Source organism: Agromyces sp. NPDC004153, from assembly GCF_053603635.1.
On the sequence record NZ_JBSGFY010000001.1, the window covers coordinates 1,015,564 to 1,033,143 of the forward strand.

Consider the following 17,580-nt stretch of genomic DNA (forward strand, 5'->3'; position numbering starts at 1 on the left):
GACGGTGAGCGCACTCGCCCTCGTCGGCGCATCCGTGCCGATGTCCGCGGCGGCCGCCCAGACCTGCGCCGACATCTCGGCACAGGTCGACACGGAGCTGCGCGACCGATTCGGCACCTACGGCGACACCGCAGGTCGATGGACCGGGGCGGACTCGGCGTACAGCGTCGAGCTTCCGGATGGCCGGATCGCATGGATCTACTCGGACACGTTCCTCGGGGAGGTGGACGAGGACCACGGCCGCCCGCTCGACTCGATGTTCATCCACAACTCGATCAACGTCGACGACGACGGCGCGATCACCACGTTCACCGGCGGCACGCCCGAGGCGCCCGAGTCGCTCGTCAAGGTCCCCGGCGGGGACGAGGGCCAGGACTGGTACTGGTTCGGCGACGCGACCGTGCACGGCGACGAGCTGCAGGTCATGCTCGTCGAGTTCGTGAAGACGGGCGACACGATGTGGGACTTCAAGTTCGCGGGCAACGGCGTGGCGACGTTCGACGCCTCAACGCTCGAGCTGCGCTCGATCGACGAACTGGCGACGAACGGCGTCAATTGGGGTTCGGCGATCTACGAGAACCCGGAGGACGGCTACACCTACGTGTACGGCGTCGAGGACCTCGGCCTGCAGAAGTTCGCCCACCTCGCTCGGGTGGCCGGCGGCGACCTCGCCGACGGCACCTGGGAGTACCTCGGCGAAGCCGGATGGTCCACCGACCCGGCCGCCACGAAGCGCATCCTCGAGGGCGTGTCGAACGAGTTCAGCGTGAGCCGATACCAGGGCCGCTACACCCTCGTCACGGGTGACGCGACGGAGATCCTCAGCTCGAAGGTCGTCATGTACCGCAGCGACAGCCTCGAGGGACCGTTCACGGACAAGACGGTGCTGTACACCACGCCCGAGACGAGCGGCAACGTCTTCACGTACAACGCGAAGGCGCACCCGCACCTCGGCGACGGCCACACGCTCCTCATCACGTACAACGTGAACAGCTTCGACACGAACGACCTCTACGTCGACGTCGACAACTACCGCCCGCGGTATGTCGCGGTCGACACGAAGGTGAAGAACGGCCAGTGCGAGTGAGCTGAACGCCGCTCCGAACGACGGATGCCCCGTGCCGAACGAATCGGCACGGGGCATCCGCGTGTCCGGGGTGGTGCGCTCCCGGCCCGGGTCAGGTCGCCGCGCGACCGGCGCTCGATCTGCCCGCCTCGCGCGATGCGTCGGCGGGCGCGGGTCGACGCTCGGCGCTCTCGAAGAGGAGCCACACGAATGGGAGGAGGAGGACCACCTTCAGGTTCACGATCGGGATCGCGAGCAGGAGGCTCACGAGCGTGACGAGCTCGACCACCACGACGATCGGCATGATCACCCAGCCGAGGACGCGGGACTTCCCGGTGCTGGCGAGCAGCAGCAGCGCGATGAACCAGAGGTAGACGAAGTACGGCAGGATCCGCTCGGCCCATTGCCCCAGCACGTCGAATGCGACGAATCGGAGGCCTTCGAGACGCGTCACGTCGGCGACGCCCTGCAACAGGAAGATCAGGCCGAACGCACCGGCCGCGACCGCGCCGATCACGCCGATCCACCGGGGCAGTCCGAAGTCGAAGGCCGAGGTCGCGAAGATGACGAAGCCCGCACCGGTGACGAAATGGATGACGGTCGGGGCGCCGCCGCCGAACAGCAACTGGACCCCGAGCGCGAGCGGGTACGAGAGCACGATCGTGGCCGCTCCGATGAACGCTCGCGGCGACCTCATGGCCGGATCCCGTTCGGAGTCGATGGCCGTACCGACGAGCAACCGGGCTTCATCGCTGATTCGCCCGCGGAGGACGAACCGGAACGGAAGGACGTCGTGGAAGCGGCGCCGCGGAGCTCGTCCGCGCGAACGGCCACGTGCCCACGGTAGCAGGGGACGCGCACGGCCCGACAGGCGCGGAAGCGGCGGATGCCCGTGCCGGATCGATTCGGCCCGGGGCATCCGCGTCGCGCCCATGGAACTCAGTGGGAACCCTGTGGCGAGCGGGCCGAGGGCGTCGTAGCGTCCGCACCGGGCGGACGTGCGAGACCGGTCAGGCCGCACGCGGCCCAGCACCGATGAGGAGGGCATCATGACCAGCGAAACGACCGCCGCCCAGAGCGCGGAGATCACGTACGAGCAGGGGATCACCCTGCAGCGGCTGGCCCGCGCGGGAGGCTACCAGGGTCCCAACGACGGGAAGCCTGGCCCGAACACCTGGAAGGGCATCCAGCAGACCGTGAAGGGCTACGGCTACGCCGGGCACCTCGACGGCTATCCGGGCCCGGCGACCTGGGACGCACTCGAGCGGCTCGCCGCAAAGGGCGGCTACAGCGGCCCCAACAACGGCTACATGAACACCGACGCCTGGAAGGGCGTCCAGGTCGTGCTCGCGGGCTTCGGCTATGCGGGAGCCGTCGACGGCTACCCGGGACCAGCCACGAACACGGCGCTGCAGGTGCTCGCCCGTATCGGCGGTTACTTCGGCCCCTACGACGGCGACCTCGGGCAGAACTCCTGGAAGGGCGTGCAGGCCGTGCTCACCGGCGCCGGGTACACGGGCCCGATCGACGGCAAGCCCGGACTGAACACCTGGAAGGGCCTGCAGCGCATCGCGCAGCGAGGCGGGTACACGGGCCCGGTCGACGGGTACCCGGGTCCGAACACCTACGCCGGACTCGCGAAGCTCCTCGTGCGGAGCGAGCACGACTGAGCAGCGGGCTCGAAAGCCGCGAAACGACGGATGCCCCGTGCCGAGCGAATCGGCACGGGGCATCCGTGTGTTCAGGTGACGCAGGTCACCTCACGTAAGTGGCGCCCGAACGGACGCGAGCACTTACTTGAGGGTGACGGTCGCGCCGGCCTCCTCGAGGGCGGCCTTCGCCTTGTCGGCGGTCTCCTTGTTCGCGCCCTCGAGCACGGCCTTGGGAGCACCGTCGACGACGGCCTTGGCCTCGCCGAGGCCGAGCGAGGTGAGCTCGCGGACGACCTTGATGACCTGGATCTTCTTGTCGCCGGCAGCCTCGAGGACGACGTCGAAGGAGTCCTTCTCCTCGACCTCTTCAGCAGCAGCGCCAGCGCCACCGGCGGCCGGAGCGGCAACCGCGACGGGGGCGGCGGCGGTGACCTCGAAGGTCTCCTCGAACGCCTTCACGAACTCCGAGAGCTCGATGAGGGTCAGGCCCTTGAACTGCTCGAGCAGCTCCTCAGTGGACAGCTTCGCCATGATTTTCTCCTTAGATTTCTCGTTACTCACCGCTTGGGAGGCTCTCGCCTACGCAGCGGACTCCTGCTTCTCACGCAGCGCGTCGACCGTGCGGACGGCCTTCGACAGCGGTGCGTTGAACAGATATGCGGCTCCGAACAGCGAGGCCTTGAAGGCGCCGGCGAGCTTCGCCAGGAGCACTTCGCGGGACTCGAGGTCGGCGAGCTTGCCTACCTCTTCGGCGGTCAGGGGCTTGCCATCGAAGTAGCCGCCCTTGACCACGAGGAGGGGGTTCGCCTTGGTGAAGTCACGCAGCGACTTCGCGACGGCGACCGGGTCGCCGTGCACGAACGCGATCGCCGACGGGCCCTTGAGCTCGTCGTCGAACGCGGTGATCCCGGCGTTGTTCGCCGCGATCTTGGTCAGCGTGTTCTTCACCACGGCGTAGCTCGCGTCCCCACTGATGGACTTGCGCAGCTCCTTGAGCTTCGCAACAGTGAGGCCGCGGTATTCGGTCAGCAGAACGGCGGTCGAGCTCTCGAACCTCTCGGTGAGCTCGGCAACCGCGGCTTCCTTGTTCGCCATGGCCACTCCTTGTGTCTTCAACGTGCATCGCGGTGGCGGTGCACGGCCTCGGAGCGCTGGAAGAATTCGGAGCGAAAGAAAAAAGCTCCGGCGCAGACGCGCGGAGCTCGGCCCGATTCGATCGGGAAGTCTTCGTCACACCTGCGTGGGCTCCTGCTTTCGCAAGACTTCGGTCGCATCCACTGCTGTGATCGACACAGTCGCGGGCGCGACGACCAACGGTCTTCGGCTCCGTCAAGGGTAGCGGATGCCGCGAGTCACGCCAAATCGCGCCCGTGCGGCGGCCGAATCGACGTGGTCGCCCGATCGACCGCGCACTGATATGAGGATGCCTCAGTGCAGCCCCCGATGCGTCGTGCTCCATCCAGATCGAGACTATGGCCACTGCGGGCGACGTGCCCCGAGCCCCGGAGCATCCCGTCGGCGCCCGTGATCAATCGAAGGATCCGATCATGAACACTGACAGCGCCACCGGACGGGTTCCCGAGGGCCCGACCGGCCGCCAGATCATCACGTTCGCCCCGGTGGACGACGCGACGGCGACCCGCGAGCTGCGCGACGTCGCGGGCTTCGACATCGGGACGCCGCGGGGGCTCGACGACCCCGCCGCGGTGGCGACGAACGACGTCTACCTCGACAAGCTCGGCATCGCCATCGTCGACTCGGCTCCCGATCAGCTCGGCGCGCTCTCGCGTGCGGTGGGCGACTCGGCCAGCCCGATCATCGCCGTCGAGCCCGAGGTCTACGTGTATCCGTTCGACACGATCGACGCCATGGACGCGCCAACCACCCCGATGGCGGTCGACCCGGACACCGAGGCCGACGACGACGAGGTCGACGCGGCGGAGACCTACGTGGACACCGACACGTACGCGTGGGGCCTCAAAGCCGTGCGCGCCGTGCCGCCGATCCTCGCCACGGCGCCCTGGGCGGGCGCCGGCATCCGGATCGCGGTGCTCGACACGGGGATCGACCTGGGCCACCCCGACTTCGCCGGGCGGGTGCTCGCGAGCCAGTCGTTCATCCCGGGCGCCGCGGTGCAGGACGGACATTCGCACGGCACGCATTGCGCGGGAACGGCCGCGGGGCCGAAGAGTCCTCCGGGCACGCAGCGCCGCTACGGCGTCGCGCACGGCTCGCGGCTCCTCATCGGCAAGGTGCTGAGCGACCAGGGCAGCGGCACGAGCGGCCAGATCCTGGCAGGCATCCAGTGGGCCGTCGAGCAGGGCGCGCACATCATCTCGATGTCGCTCGGCTCGCGCGTCGCAGTCGGCCAGACGTACTACACGTACTACGAGCAGGCGGCGACCGCCGCGCTGAACGCCGGCGCGCTGATCGTCGCCGCCGCGGGCAACGACGGGTGGAGCCCCGTGGGCGCACCCGCGAACAGCCCGTCAGTGCTCGCGGTCGCGGCGCTCGACCAGGCGCTGCAGCGTGCGCCGTTCTCGTGCGTCGCCCTCAATGGCAACGGCGGCGGGATCGACATCGCGGCGCCTGGCGTGGCGACGTACTCGTCCGTCCCGGTCGCGAAGGGCTCGTACGGGTTCAAGAACGGCACGAGCATGGCCACGCCGCACGTCGCGGGCGTCGCGGCGACGCTGGCCCGCAAGACCGGCCTGCGCAGCCGAGCGCTCTGGCAGGAGCTCGTGCGGACGGCGGTGCCGCTCCCCCAATCCGCCCAGGAGGTGGGCGCGGGGCTCGCGGTCGTCCCGACGCGGCGTCGTCCCGTCTGGGACTACCAGCCGATGCCGTGGCGACCCGGCCCGATCATCGACCCCGGCCCGCTCGAGCCGCGGCCGCTCCCCTAGGCGCGCCGATGGCCGGATCTGATGCCACGGGCGACCGGGTGCACGTGACCGTGCAGGGTCGGGGGGTCGACGACGTGCTCCCCGACCTGCTCGACGCGGGACTCGAGGTCGACGAGGCGCTCGTCGGGCTCGGCATCGTGACGGGGCGCGCGGCGCCCGACGCGATCGAGCGGCTCCGCGGCATCCCCGGAGTCACGGTCGAGCCCGAGAGCGGCGTGCAGCTGCCGCCGCCGGATGCCCCGGTGCAGTAGCGACGGCGAGCGGATGCCGCGGCGCGACGTCGCGGCATCCGCCATCAGGAGCCGGGTCCGATCGACGGGCCCGGCTCCTCGCCGGGTGTGTGGAACGGGACGATGAAATAGTTGACCTCGATCATTTGTTGACAGAAAGCAACGATCTCTTTATAGTTGACATCTATCAACATTCTTGGAGCAGAACCACACGTGACCTCATCCACCGAAACCCCCTCGCTCGAGGCCAAGCGCTCGCACCGTGAGGTGCTGACCGCGCTGTCCGGCCTCATCATGGGCATGTTCGTCGCCGTGCTCTCGGGCACGGTCGTCTCGACGTCGATGCCGATCATCATCGCCGACCTCGGCGGCGACCAGTCCGCCTACACCTGGGTCATCACCGCGAGCCTCCTGGCGACCGCCGTGTCCACCCCGATCTGGGGCAAGCTCGCCGACCTCCTCGACCGCAAGGTGCTGCTGCAGCTCGCCCTCGGCCTCTTCGTCGTGGGCACCGCCCTCGCCGGCTTCGCGCAGGACACGGGCATGCTCATCGGCTTCCGCGTCATCCAGGGCATCGGCGCCGGCGGCCTCATGTCGCTCGTCATGATCGCCGTCGCGCTCATCATCTCCCCGCGCGAGCGCGGCAAGTACATGGGCATCGTCGGCGGCGTCATGGCCATGGCCACCATCGGCGGCCCGCTGCTCGGCGGCGTCATCACCGACGCGTTCGGCTGGCGTGCCAACTTCTTCCTCGGCATCCCGTTCGCGATCGTCGCGATCCTCCTCATCCAGCGCACCCTGCACCTGCCGAAGAGCACCCGCACGAAGGTCAAGATCGACTACGTCGGCGCCGTGCTGCTCGCGGTCGGCGTCTCACTGCTGCTGATCTGGGTCTCGATGGGCGGCAACCAGTTCGAGTGGAACTCCATGACGAGCTTCGTGCTCGTCGGCATCTCCGCCGCGGCGATCCTGGGCTTCATCGTCACCGAGTTCCTCGTCGAGGAGCCCATCGTGCCGATGAGCCTCTTCGCGAACCGCACCTTCACGCTCGCAGTGATCGCGTCGATCTCGGTCGGCGTCGCGATGTTCGCGACGAGCGTCTTCCTGGCGCAGTACTTCCAGCTCGCCCGTGGCGCCACCCCGACGGAGTCCGGCCTCATGACCATCCCGATGGTCGTCGGCCAGATGGGCGCCTCGATCGGCATCGGCGCGCTCGTGAGCCGGTTCGGCAAGTGGAAGGGCTGGATGCTCCTCGGCTCGGCGCTCACCATCGCGGGCGTCAGCCTGATGTCGACGCTCCGCTACGACACCGACTTCCTCTGGGTCTCGGTCTACATGGTGGTGCTCGGCGCCGGCCTCGGCATGGTGATGCAGAACCTCACGCTCGTCGTGCAGAACGACACCCCGGCGTCGCAGCTCGGCGCGGCCAGCTCGAACGTGAACTTCTTCCGCTCGATCGCCGGCACCATCGGCGTGACGATCATGGGCTCGGTGCTCGCCACCCAGGTGACCACGCACGTGAAGGACGGGCTCTCCTCCTTCACGCCGACGTCGCCCGAGGAGGTCACCGCCCTGCAGGGCCTCGCGGGCGGCGCGGTCCCGAAAGTCTCCGAGCTGCCCGACGCGATCCGCGTGATCGTCGAGGGCGCCTACGGCCACGGCATCGCCGACGTCTTCATCATCGCGATCCCGCTCGCCGTGTTGAGCCTCATCGCGATCGCCTTCCTGCCGAACAAGCCGCTCTCGCGGCAGACCGCCTCGGAGAAGCTCGAGGAGGAGGCAGAGCAGGTCGCGATCGACCTCGCCGAGGCCGAGATCGGTGCTCCGGTCACGTCGTCGGTCGGGCTGGTCGAGGGCACCGACGGCGATGCCGACGACACGTCCGCCGAAACGGACGGGCGCGAGCGCGAGACCGCGTCGAGGAGCGCTCGATAGCATGATGACCATGACCGCCGACCCCGCCCTCGACGAGGCCATCGCCCGCGTCGAGGAGCAGCTCGGGGTCGTGTTCAACCGGGCGCGGCTCGTGTGGAAGCAGGCGGCGGAGCAGATCCACCCCGACCTGCAGCCCGCCGGTTACAAGGTGCTCTCGACGATCACCCGGCTCGGCGAGACCACGGCGCACGTGCTCGCGACCGAGCTCGACATGGACAAGAGCGTCGTCAGCCGCCAGGTGCGGGTGCTCGAGGAGGCCGGGCTCGTCGAGAGCCTGCCCGACGAGCGCGACGGCCGCATCCGCGTGCTCCGGCCGACGGCGCCCGCCGTCGAGCGGATCTCCGCGGTGCGGGCGAGCAACCAGGCCCGCGTCCGCGCGGCGCTCGAGAACCGCTCGGTCGAGGAGCTCCGCACCTTCGCGGAGATGCTGCGGGTGCTCGCCGAGGCCTAGTCGTCCCCGACTCGCGAAGGGCCGGTCCCCCATCGGGACCGGCCCTTCGCCGTGCCCGGCGTCGGTGGCCGGTGCGAGACTCGCGGCATGGAACTCATCCACGTGAATCCACCGACGCTGCACACGAGCCCGGCGTTCAGCCAGGGCGTGCTGGTGCGCGGCGACCACGACCTCCTCCAGGTCGGCGGCCAGAACGGCACGGATGCCTCGGGCGCGATCGTTCCCGGCGGCATCGGGCCGCAGACCGAGCAGGCGATGCGCAACGTGCTCGCCGTGCTCGAGGCCGTCGGCGCCGACCAGGCCAACGTCATCCGCATGTCGATCCTCCTCGTCGAGGGCCAGTCGTTCGAGGATGGGTTCGCCGCGGCGATGCCCGTGTGGGGGCCGCACGTCACCGCGATCACGGGCGCGCACGTCGCCGGCCTCGGGCGTGCCGACGCGCTGGTCGAGATCGAGGCGACGGCCGCGATCCCGCGGGGTTAGCGCGCGCGCTCGAGCGACGGCGACGACGCCGAGGCGTGCGCTGAGCCGCGCTCGGTGGTCGCCGGCAGCCGCACCGTGAACCGCGTCGCGCCCGGCTCGCTCTCGACCGACACCTCGCCCTGGTGCGCCTCGACGACGGCGCGCACGATCGCGAGCCCGAGTCCAGTGCTGCCCGCACGACGGGAGCGCGACGAGTCGCCGCGCGCGAAGCGCTCGAACAGCGTGTCGGCGAGCTGGGGCGGGATGCCGGGTCCGTCGTCCTCGACCGTCAGCACGACGTCGTCGCCGTCGCGCTCCAGCGCGGCCACGACGCTCGTGCCCTCGGGCGTATGCACGCGCGCGTTGGCGAGCAGGTTCATGACGACCTGGCGCAGGCGCGGCTCGTCGCCGACGACGGTGGTCGGGGCATCCGGCAGCCGCACCTCCCAGTCGTGGTCGGGCCCGGCCGCCTGCGCGTCGCCGAGCGCCTCCACGACGACCCGGCCCAGGTCGACGGGCTCGGAGGCGAGCTCGCGACCCTCGTCGAGACGAGCGAGCAGGAGCAGGTCCTCGACGAGCTCGGTCATGCGCACGGACTCCGACTCGATGCGTCCGATCGCGTGCACCACGTCGGGCGGCAGCTCGCCGCCGTGCAGGCGCGTGAGCTCGGCGTACCCGCGGATCGACGCGAGCGGGGTGCGCAGCTCGTGGCTCGCGTCGGCGACGAACCGGCGCACCTTCTGCTCGCTCTGCTCGCGCGCCGTGAGCGCGGAGGCCACGTGGCCGAGCATGCGGTTGAACGCGGTGCCGAGGCGTCCGACCTCGGTTCCGTCGTCGTCGACCGGGACGCGCTCGGCGAGCGCGACGTCGCCGCGGTCGAGCGGCAGCTCCGAGACGCGCTGCGCCGTCGCGGTCACCTCGGCGAGCGGACTGAGCGCACGGCGCACCACGACCGACCCGATGGCGAGCGCGAGCAGGAGGCCGCCCGCGGCCACGACCGCGACCGTGATCGCGAGCTGCGTGGTCTGGGCGTTCACGTCGGTCAACGGGAGCGCGAGGACGCTGCGCACCTCCGGCTGCGTCTGGACGGCGAGGGCTCGGTAGTCGCCGAGGTCGCCGGCGGTGACCGTGTGCGGGTCTCCGTCCGGCGGCACGGCCGCGAGGGCGGAGGTCGCCTCCGTGCCGGCATCGATGAGCTCGCCGCTCTCCGAGATGTACACGCCCGCGACGCTCTCGCCCGCCACGAGCACCCCCAGCGTGCCCACCGGCTGCCCGGGAACCCGGAGGAACTCGAGCACCGTGGAACGCGGGTCCGTCGGGAATCCCGGAGGTGCGGCATCCGTCGCCCGCGACGCGGTCTCGCGCAGGCTCGCGTCGAGGCGCCCCACCGACGTCGTATGGAACACGGCGACGCTGATGACCCCGATGACCGCGCTCACGGCGATGAGCAGCACCGCGACGATGGCGAGGAGGCGCCGGTGCAGGGTCCACGGCCGCCGGCGGCGGCTCGCGGCATCCGTCGTCGTGCCCGTCTCGTCGGCCTGAGCCTCCGCTCGCGATACGGCGGCGTAGCCGGGGGCGCCCGGGTGGGTCATCCCGCCGCCTTCAGCATGTAGCCGGCGCCGCGCACGGTATGGATCATGGGCTCGCGGCCCGCGTCGATCTTCTTGCGCAGGTAGGAGATGTAGAGCTCGACGACCGACTCCTTGCCGCCGAAGTCGTAGCTCCAGACGCGGTCGAGGATCTGCGCCTTCGAGAGCACGCGGCGCGGGTTGCGCATGAGGAAGCGGAGCAGCTCGAACTCGGTGGCGGTGAGCTCGATCGGCGTGCCGCCGCGCGCGACCTCGTACGAGTCCTCGTCGAGCGTGAGGTCGCCGACGACGAGCACCGGGTCCTTCGCCTGCGCGAGCGTCAGCGTCGAGCGGCGGATGAGCCCGCGCAGCCGGGCGACGACCTCCTCGAGGCTGAACGGCTTGGTGACGTAGTCGTCGCCGCCCGCTGTGAGGCCCGCGATGCGGTCGTCGAGGGAGTCCTTGGCGGTGAGGAAGAGCACGGGCGTCTCGGTGCCGTCGGAGCGCACGCGCTGCAGCACCTCGAGGCCGTCGATGTCGGGGAGCATGATGTCGAGCACGATCGCGTCGGGCCGGAACTCGCGCGCCACCTTCACCGCGCTGAAGCCGTCGGCGGCGGTGCGCACGTCCCAGCCCTCGTAGCGCAGCGCCATCTTCAGGAGCTCGGTCAGCGAGTGCTCGTCGTCCACGACGAGGACGCGCACCATGGAGCCGTCGCCCTTCGTGATCTGCGGGGCGCGGTGGGTCGTGGGGGTGCTCATGACTCCAGTATCCGCGTCGGCCTATGCGTTCCCTATGACCTGCATGTGCGGATGCCGCGGCATCCCTCGGGGGTGACCCATAGCGACCCCAGTGGCACGTCATAGCCCGACCAAAGCCTCCGTCCATAACGTCGCGATCGGCGCCCCGTCCGGTGCGCATCCCACGACCCCGAGGATCCCCATGTTCTTCACCTACCTCCGACGCGAACTCGCGGGGCGCCGCAGGCAGACCGCGATCATCGCCATCGGCATGGCGCTCGCGATCGCCCTCGTCATGATCGTGAACGCCGTCTCGACCGGCGTGAAAGACGCCCAGGCCGCTGTGCTCGAATCCGTCTACGGCGTCGGCACCGACCTCACCGTCTCGCAGGAGCCCACGCCGCCCGCCGAGGGCGAGGCCGGCCAGGGCCCCGGACGGTTCGAGTTCGGCGCCGACGACGGCACCGCGAACGGCGACTCGACCCAGATCAGCCAGTCCCGGCTGACCGCGGGCTTCGGCTCCACCACGTTCGACGCCTCGGCGCTGGACACGGTGACCGAGGTCGACGGCGTCGCCGCGGCATCCGCTGCACTGTCACTGACCAACATGACCTTCTCGGGCGAGCTGCCGCAGCGGATGCAGCAGGGCACGGCGCCCGCCGACGGCACCGCCCCGAGCGACCAGACGGAGCAGCCCCCGACCGGCGGCTTCGACGGCGCGGGCGGCAGCGCGTTCGACGTCGACAGCTTCACGGTGCTCGGCATCGACCCGTCGGCCGCGGCCGTGGGGCCGCTCTCGGCGGTGGAGCTCGCGGACGGACGCGGGCTCGAGGCCTCCGACGACGGCCAGCCCGTCGCCGTGCTCGACGCGAACTACGCCACGAGCGCCGAACTGGCGGTGGGCGACACGATCAACGTGGGCGGCACGGACTTCGAGGTCATCGGCACCGTGACCTCGACCTCGGCGGATGCCGCGACCGCGTCGAACGTGTACATCCCGCTCGGACTCGCGCAGGAGCTCTCGGGCCTCGCCGACCAGGTCAGCGACATCTACGTGCAGGCCGAGTCGGCCGACCGGATCGCGGCCGTGCAGGCCGACCTCGAGGAGGCGCTGCCGGATGCCACGGTGTCGACGCAGTCCGACCTCGCGGCCTCGGTGTCGGGGTCGCTCTCGACGGCGTCGAGCCTCATCGCGAACCTCGGCCTCTGGCTGTCGATCGCGGTGCTCGCCGCGGCGTTCCTCATCGCGATCCTGTTCACGATCCAGGGCGTCACGCGCCGCACACGCGAGTTCGGCACGCTGAAGGCGATCGGCTGGTCGAACCGGCGCATCACCGGGCAGGTCGCGGGCGAGTCGCTCGTGCAGGGCCTCATCGGCGGCGCCGCGGGCCTCGCGCTCGGCCTCGTCGGCATCTGGATCGTGAACCTCGTCTCCCCCACGCTCGGCGGCAGCGCCGGAACGACCCTGCCCGACGGCGTCGCCGCCGGCGGACCCGGCGGCGCGGGCGGCGGACCGTTCGGCACCATCGCCCAGGAGGCGTCGAGCTCGGCCGAGGTCGTGCTCAACGCGCCCGTCACGGTCAGCGTCATCGCGATCGCCATCGGGCTCGCCGTGCTCGGCGGCCTGCTCGCCGGCGCCATCGGCGGTTGGCGCGCCGCGCGACTCCGCCCCGCCGAGGCCCTGCGGAGCGTCGCATGACGCCCGCGGCATCCGCCCACCGACCCGCTGCCTCGCGCACCCGACCGAACGACTGAGAAGGACCGACCATGTACACGCTCGAGAACGTCTCGAAGACCTACGCGCAGTCGAAGCGCACCGTGACCGCGCTGCAGGACGTGACCCTCACGATCCCGTCGGGCCAGCTCGTCGCGATCCAGGGCCCGACCGGCGGCGGCAAGTCGACGCTGCTGCAGATGCTCGGCGCGCTCGACCGCCCGTCGGCCGGCCGGATCAGCCTCGGCGACGCGGAGCTCTCGCACCTGCCCGACGGCAAGCTCGGCCGAATCCGCGCCCGAGAGATCGGCTTCGTGTTCCAGGGGTTCAACCTCATCCCCACGCTCACCGCGCAGGAGAACGTCGAGACGGCCCTCGAGCCGCTCGCCGTGAGCGCCGAGGAGCGTCGCCGCCGCGCGGTCGAGGCACTCGCTTCGGTCAGCCTCGCCGACCGCGCCGGGCACGTGCCGGGCGAGCTGTCGGGCGGCCAGCAGCAGCGCGTGGCCATCGCCCGGGCGCTCGTGAAGGAGCCCGACGTGCTGCTGGCCGACGAGCCCACGGGCAACCTCGACGAGCAGACGCGCGACGAGATCATGGACCTGCTCGAAGGCCTGTGGCGCGACCGCGGCCTCACGCTCGTGATCGTCACGCACGACTCCGCCGTCGCGAAGCGCGCCGAGCGGCGACTGCACATCAAGAACGGCACCGTGACCGAGAAGGGGTGACCCGGCCACGAGTGCGAGCGGATGCCGCGGCGGAGCCCTCCCGCCGCGGCATCCGTCTGCGCGTCTCGCGCGGTGCCTTCGATGCCCTCGCTCAGCCGATGCGGTAGAACCGCCAGAACGGGTTCTCGATCGGCAGCACGTCGACGCGGCCGAAGCCGGCCGCCGCGGCCCAACGGCGCACGGTCGGCGCGCGCAGCACGGTGCCGTTCGCGACGGCGTCGGACTCGGCGGTCGTCGCGGGCAGGCAGTGCAGCACGCTCATCGCGTAGAGCATGCGCTCGACGGGGTCGGCGTCGGCGTGGAACTCGTCGGCGACCCGCTCGTCGGCCACGAGGATCGCGCCGCCCGGACGGAGCTGCGACCGGAACGCGGCGAGCGCATCCACCGGTCGGCCCATGTCGTGCAGTGCCTCGAAGACCGTGACGAGGTCGAAGCCGGATGCCGCGGCATCCGTCGCGCGGGATTCGACCGGACCCGTCGTGAACGCCCTGATCGCCGCGGCGGCGTCGCGAACGGCGGTCGCGTCGCCCGCGTTGCCGACGAGGAACGCGACCCGGTCCGCGACGCCGGCGGCCGCGGCCTGCTCGCGCGCCTCGTCGATCGAGGCGCCGTCGAGGTCGAGGCCGATGACGCGTGCCGCCGGAAACGCCGTCGCGATGGCGATCGTCGACCAGCCCGTGCCGCAGCCGGCGTCGAGCACCAGGCCCCCGGCGTCGAGCGCGGCGGCGCGGTCGGGCAGCGTCTCCACCCAGGCCCGCATCTCATGCGTGAAGCCGGGGCGGTTCAGCGCGCCGAGGCCCTGGCGGAGCTCGGCGCCGTACTCCTCGAATGCGACGCCACGGCCGTGCCGGAAGTCGGCGACGACCTCGGGGAAGGCGAGCGCGACGCCGGCCAGCAGTCCGGCGACGGGCGCGGCGTGCGCCGGATGCGTCTCGTCGACGAGCACGGGCGCGTGGAGCGGGGGCAACGAGAAACGGCGCTCGTCGCGAGGCGCCTCGGCACGGTCGACCGCGAGGATGCCGGCAGCGGCCTGCTGCTCGAGCCACTCGCGGGCGTAGCGCGGTGCGACGCCGGTCGTGCGCGCGAGGCGGTCGGCGGTCATCGGACCGTGCTCGCGCAGGGTGCGGTAGAGCCCGAAGCGGCGACCGAGCTCCACGGTGAGGAGCGTCGTCGCCGAGGCGAGCATGCCGACGAGCTGCTCGGCGAACGCGCCGACGAGGGCGGCCTCCTGCTCCTCGGGTGAGGGCGCGACGGCGTCGATCGCGCCGGCGGCGATCGGGACGGAGGTGACGCTCGCGTCCTCGACGAGGAGGTGCGGGTTCCTCCCACCGCGCTGCGCCGCCTGGTCGTGGGTGGTGGTCAGGGTCTGGGACATCGTGTGGTTTCCTTGCATCGTCCTGCCGCCGCACGGAGTGTGCGGCACGGGACGCCAGTCAACGCCGATGCGGCGCGCGGGGAATCGCCGGATCCGGCCAACCTCCGGTGGCCGGAACCGGCCAGCCCGCGGCATCCGCTCGGCCTGCGCCCGGCGCCGGAGCCGCGGTCAGATCAGTTCGTTGCGCAGCGCCCACGCGGCCGCGGCGGTGCGCGACGGCACGCCGAGCTTCGTGCGGATGTTGGCGATGTGCCGGTGCACGGTGTGGGTCGACAGCACGAGCTCGGTCGCGATCTCGGCGTCGGTCTGCCCGCGCGCGACGAGCCGCAGCACCTCGCGCTCACGATCGGTGAGGCGGGCCGCGCCGGGGCCGGGGCGGGCGGGAGCGACCTCGACGGGCGCGCCGAGGAAGGCGAGCGTCTCGCGCACGACGGCGTCGGCGTCGCCGCGCCAGGGGAAGTGGTCGTCGCCCTCGAGCGCGACGAAGCGGGCGTTGCGGATGCGGCGGGCGACATCCTTGCCGAGCGCGAACGGGATCGCCCGGTCGTCCCGCCGGTGCAGCACGAGCGTCGGCGCGAGCACATCGGCCAGGTGCCCCGTCGCGTCGAAGTCGTACACCGCCTGCAGCGACGCGAGCGCGACCTCGCGCGAGGCCGAGCGGCGCTGGAACTCGACGAACTCGGCGCGCTCCTCGGCGGTGGCGTCGGGCAGGAACAGGTCGGCGAGCACGCGGGAGCCGAGGCCCCAGTGCTGGTCGATGATCGAGAGCATGGCCTCGCGCGCGGCGGGCGGGGCGAGGTCGACGCCGCGGGCGTACGAGCCGTAGAGCACGAGCCGGTCGACGCGCTCGGGATGCCGCGCCGCATAGAGGGACGCCACGCCCGAGCCCGAGGAGGCGCCGAACAGCGAGATCCGGCCGGGGGCGGCTTCGTCGACGAGCGCCTCGAGGGTGGCCAGCTCCTCGTCGAGCGTGCGCGCCGGCATGCCCCCGCGATCGGAGACCCCGGCCCCGGGCCGGTCGTACCGGACGACGGTGCGATGCTCCCCGAGCGCAGCCGTGAACCGGCGGAACCTCGCATTGCGCCAGTCGAGCTCGAGGTGGCTCGACCACCACCCTCCGATGACGAGCGGCGGCCCCTGCCCGACGGCCGACCACGCGATGGACGCGCCGTCGTGCTCCGCGTAGCGGATGACCTGGTCCTCGGGCTCCACGCCCCGAGTCTAGGAGGCGAGGGAAGCTCGGCGTCTACACCAGCCGCGCGAGGCGCGCCACGTCCGCGAACGCCCGCGCCCGCTCGACCTCGACGCCGAGGGGCGCCTCCGCGTCCGCGTCGACGCGTCGGCGTGCCTGCTGCAGGACCTCGAGCACGCTGGGCAGCTCGTGGCGGTGCTCGTCGAGCAGGGCGCGGGCGCCCGCGAACTCGGGCTCGCCGTGGTCGCCGAGGAGGATCGGCACGTACTCGCCGGGGAGCAGCAGCTCCTCGCGGTCGGCCGCGGGTCCGGACACCGCGCGGAGCACGCCGGCGGCGACCTGCTCGGCGAGCCAGGCGCGGGCGTCGGCCTCCGGCACGCCCGCGAGCTCCGCGAAGGTCGCGGCATCGACGGGTCCGGCCTCGAAGAGCACGCGGTAGTAGCCGCGCTTCCTGCCGAACGCGATCGAGGCGCGTGCGACGCGCCCGATGTCGTTCGAGGCGACGGTGGCGGTGGTGGCGGCGGCGGTGGTGGTGGCGGTGCTGGACATGAGGACTCCAAGGTGGTTCGGGCCGGCCGACGGGCCGACACCTCGATTCCACGCCCGCGGCCCCGCCAGTGCATCGCGTGTTCGGGCCACTCCGTCATGGCCGGTTCGGGCCATGCATGGCGGGTGCAGAGGCGGCGCACAGGCTGGCGACGTACGGTCGAATGGATGTCGAACCCGGACCCGAACCGCATCTTCCGCCGGCGGCGAGCCCTCGTCCTCGCCGCCGCGGCCACTACTGCCCTGCTCATGGGCGGTGGCGCCGTCGCGTGGGGCTACGCGGTCGGACAGGGTTCGAACTCGTCGGATGCGGCATCCGTCGCCGACACGACGAGCGGTGCGGCGTCCGACGCCGTCCGCGACGACACCTCCGAGAGCGCCTTCGACTGGTCGGCGCTCAGCCCGGCGGTCGCCGCGCAGCTCGAGTACGTGCACGAGCACTGGGACAGCACCGAGAGCGACGAGTTCGGCTACCTCTCCGAGAACGACTGCGTGAACTTCACGAGCCAGTCGCTGCTCGCCCGCGGCTGGGAGCCCGACGACGAGTGGTGGTACGACGAGGAGGACGGCGACCCCTATTCGAGCTCCGACGCGTGGCGCAGCTCGACGGCGCTCATGCGGTACCTCGAGGAGCACCCCGAGCTCGCCACCGCACTCACCGACGACCAGCGCGACCAGGTGAAGGTGGGCGACATCGTGCAGTTCGACTGGGACGACTCGGGCGACCGCGACCACACCGGCATCGTGACCGCCGTGATCACGGAGGCAGACGGTTCGGTCTCGATCGAGTACGCGGGGCACACGGATGCCACGTGGGACCGCTCGGTGGACTGGGCGATCACCGAGTACCACCCCGGCGGCGTCGCCTCCTACTGGAGCATCCCCGACTAGTCCGCCACAGGTCGGCGCGGCGGCGACGTCCCCCGAACACGCCCGATCCCGCCGTCCGGACGGGGGTCCCCGGGGGTACCGTGGTGGAGTGACCGACACTCCGTTCGCGCTGTTCGACCTCGAGTCG

18 protein-coding genes are annotated in these 17,580 nt (G+C 71.4%); 10 read left to right on the forward strand and 8 right to left on the reverse strand.

Going from position 1 to position 17,580, the window contains the following annotated elements; genetic code table 11:
* The first annotated feature begins 4 nt into the window (after positions 1-4).
* Entirely contained in the window at positions 5-1,087 is a 1,083-nt protein-coding gene (locus tag ACWEOH_RS04780; protein ID WP_452028703.1) for a DUF4185 domain-containing protein, read from the forward strand.
* A 91-nt stretch (positions 1,088-1,178) separates the two neighbouring features.
* Here the strand turns inward: ACWEOH_RS04780 and ACWEOH_RS04785 are convergent, their stop codons facing one another.
* Positions 1,179-1,763 (reverse strand): hypothetical protein, encoded by a 585-nt coding sequence (locus ACWEOH_RS04785; protein ID WP_452028705.1) that lies wholly within the window; start codon positions 1,761-1,763, stop codon positions 1,179-1,181.
* 352 nt (positions 1,764-2,115) lie between these two features.
* Between ACWEOH_RS04785 and ACWEOH_RS04790 the strand changes: the two genes are divergently transcribed.
* Complete coding sequence (locus ACWEOH_RS04790; RefSeq protein ID WP_452028707.1) at positions 2,116-2,736, forward strand: peptidoglycan-binding domain-containing protein; 621 nt, start codon at positions 2,116-2,118, stop codon at positions 2,734-2,736.
* Between the two features lie 123 nt (positions 2,737-2,859).
* On the opposite strand, the gene rplL is transcribed toward ACWEOH_RS04790, so the two are convergent.
* Together rplL and rplJ are read right to left on the reverse strand one after the other, a co-directional pair.
* Positions 2,860-3,249, reverse strand: a complete 390-nt coding sequence (rplL, locus tag ACWEOH_RS04795; RefSeq protein WP_092672623.1) for a 50S ribosomal protein L7/L12 — start codon at positions 3,247-3,249, stop codon at positions 2,860-2,862.
* Positions 3,250-3,297: 48 nt separating this feature from the next.
* Positions 3,298-3,813, reverse strand: coding sequence for a 50S ribosomal protein L10 (gene rplJ / locus ACWEOH_RS04800; RefSeq protein WP_148734125.1), 516 nt, complete (start codon positions 3,811-3,813; stop codon positions 3,298-3,300).
* Between the two features lie 452 nt (positions 3,814-4,265).
* Here rplJ and ACWEOH_RS04805 point away from each other — a divergent pair, with 452 nt between their 5' ends.
* From ACWEOH_RS04805 to ACWEOH_RS04825, 5 genes are all read left to right on the forward strand, one after another.
* Positions 4,266-5,621: a S8 family serine peptidase gene (locus ACWEOH_RS04805; protein ID WP_452028710.1), complete on the forward strand. Its 1,356-nt coding sequence runs from the start codon at positions 4,266-4,268 to the stop codon at positions 5,619-5,621.
* An 8-nt stretch (positions 5,622-5,629) separates the two neighbouring features.
* Positions 5,630-5,872 carry a hypothetical protein gene (locus ACWEOH_RS04810; protein ID WP_452028712.1) on the forward strand — a complete coding sequence of 81 codons (243 nt, stop codon included), beginning with the start codon at positions 5,630-5,632 and terminating at the stop codon, positions 5,870-5,872.
* A 192-nt stretch (positions 5,873-6,064) separates the two neighbouring features.
* Positions 6,065-7,786 (forward strand): DHA2 family efflux MFS transporter permease subunit, encoded by a 1,722-nt coding sequence (locus tag ACWEOH_RS04815; RefSeq protein WP_452028714.1) that lies wholly within the window; start codon positions 6,065-6,067, stop codon positions 7,784-7,786.
* Positions 7,787-7,796: 10 nt separating this feature from the next.
* Positions 7,797-8,237 (forward strand): MarR family winged helix-turn-helix transcriptional regulator, encoded by a 441-nt coding sequence (locus ACWEOH_RS04820; protein ID WP_452028716.1) that lies wholly within the window; start codon positions 7,797-7,799, stop codon positions 8,235-8,237.
* Between the two features lie 87 nt (positions 8,238-8,324).
* Positions 8,325-8,720, forward strand: a complete 396-nt coding sequence (locus tag ACWEOH_RS04825) for a RidA family protein (RefSeq protein WP_452028718.1) — start codon at positions 8,325-8,327, stop codon at positions 8,718-8,720.
* On the opposite strand, the gene ACWEOH_RS04830 is transcribed toward ACWEOH_RS04825, so the two are convergent.
* Positions 8,717-10,294 (reverse strand): sensor histidine kinase, encoded by a 1,578-nt coding sequence (locus tag ACWEOH_RS04830; RefSeq protein WP_452028720.1) that lies wholly within the window; start codon positions 10,292-10,294, stop codon positions 8,717-8,719. The genes ACWEOH_RS04825 and ACWEOH_RS04830 overlap by 4 nt on opposite strands.
* A complete protein-coding gene (locus ACWEOH_RS04835) occupies positions 10,291-11,031 on the reverse strand; it encodes a response regulator transcription factor (protein WP_148732489.1) in 741 nt (246 codons plus the stop codon). The genes ACWEOH_RS04830 and ACWEOH_RS04835 overlap by 4 nt, the downstream gene beginning before the upstream one ends.
* Positions 11,032-11,212: 181 nt before the next feature.
* On the opposite strand from ACWEOH_RS04835, the gene ACWEOH_RS04840 reads away from it, so the two are divergent.
* Both ACWEOH_RS04840 and ACWEOH_RS04845 read left to right on the forward strand, forming a co-directional pair.
* Entirely contained in the window at positions 11,213-12,709 is a 1,497-nt protein-coding gene (locus ACWEOH_RS04840) for an ABC transporter permease (protein ID WP_452028722.1), read from the forward strand.
* Between the two features lie 68 nt (positions 12,710-12,777).
* Positions 12,778-13,449 (forward strand): ABC transporter ATP-binding protein, encoded by a 672-nt coding sequence (locus tag ACWEOH_RS04845; RefSeq protein ID WP_452028724.1) that lies wholly within the window; start codon positions 12,778-12,780, stop codon positions 13,447-13,449.
* A gap of 91 nt (positions 13,450-13,540) precedes the next feature.
* Here ACWEOH_RS04845 and ACWEOH_RS04850 read toward each other — a convergent pair whose 3' ends face one another.
* The 3 genes from ACWEOH_RS04850 to ACWEOH_RS04860 form a co-directional block, all read right to left on the reverse strand.
* Positions 13,541-14,824, reverse strand: coding sequence for a class I SAM-dependent methyltransferase (locus ACWEOH_RS04850; protein ID WP_452028726.1), 1,284 nt, complete (start codon positions 14,822-14,824; stop codon positions 13,541-13,543).
* A gap of 168 nt (positions 14,825-14,992) precedes the next feature.
* Positions 14,993-16,036, reverse strand: coding sequence for an alpha/beta fold hydrolase (locus ACWEOH_RS04855; RefSeq protein ID WP_452028728.1), 1,044 nt, complete (start codon positions 16,034-16,036; stop codon positions 14,993-14,995).
* 34 nt (positions 16,037-16,070) lie between these two features.
* On the reverse strand, positions 16,071-16,565 hold the full coding sequence (locus ACWEOH_RS04860) for a hypothetical protein (protein WP_452028730.1): 495 nt from the start codon (positions 16,563-16,565) through the stop codon (positions 16,071-16,073).
* Positions 16,566-16,730: 165 nt separating this feature from the next.
* Here ACWEOH_RS04860 and ACWEOH_RS04865 point away from each other — a divergent pair, with 165 nt between their 5' ends.
* The gene (locus ACWEOH_RS04865) at positions 16,731-17,453 is read left to right on the forward strand and encodes an amidase domain-containing protein (protein WP_452028732.1); all 723 of its coding nucleotides are present in this window, start codon (positions 16,731-16,733) and stop codon (positions 17,451-17,453) included.
* The last annotated feature ends 127 nt before the right edge of the window (positions 17,454-17,580 follow it).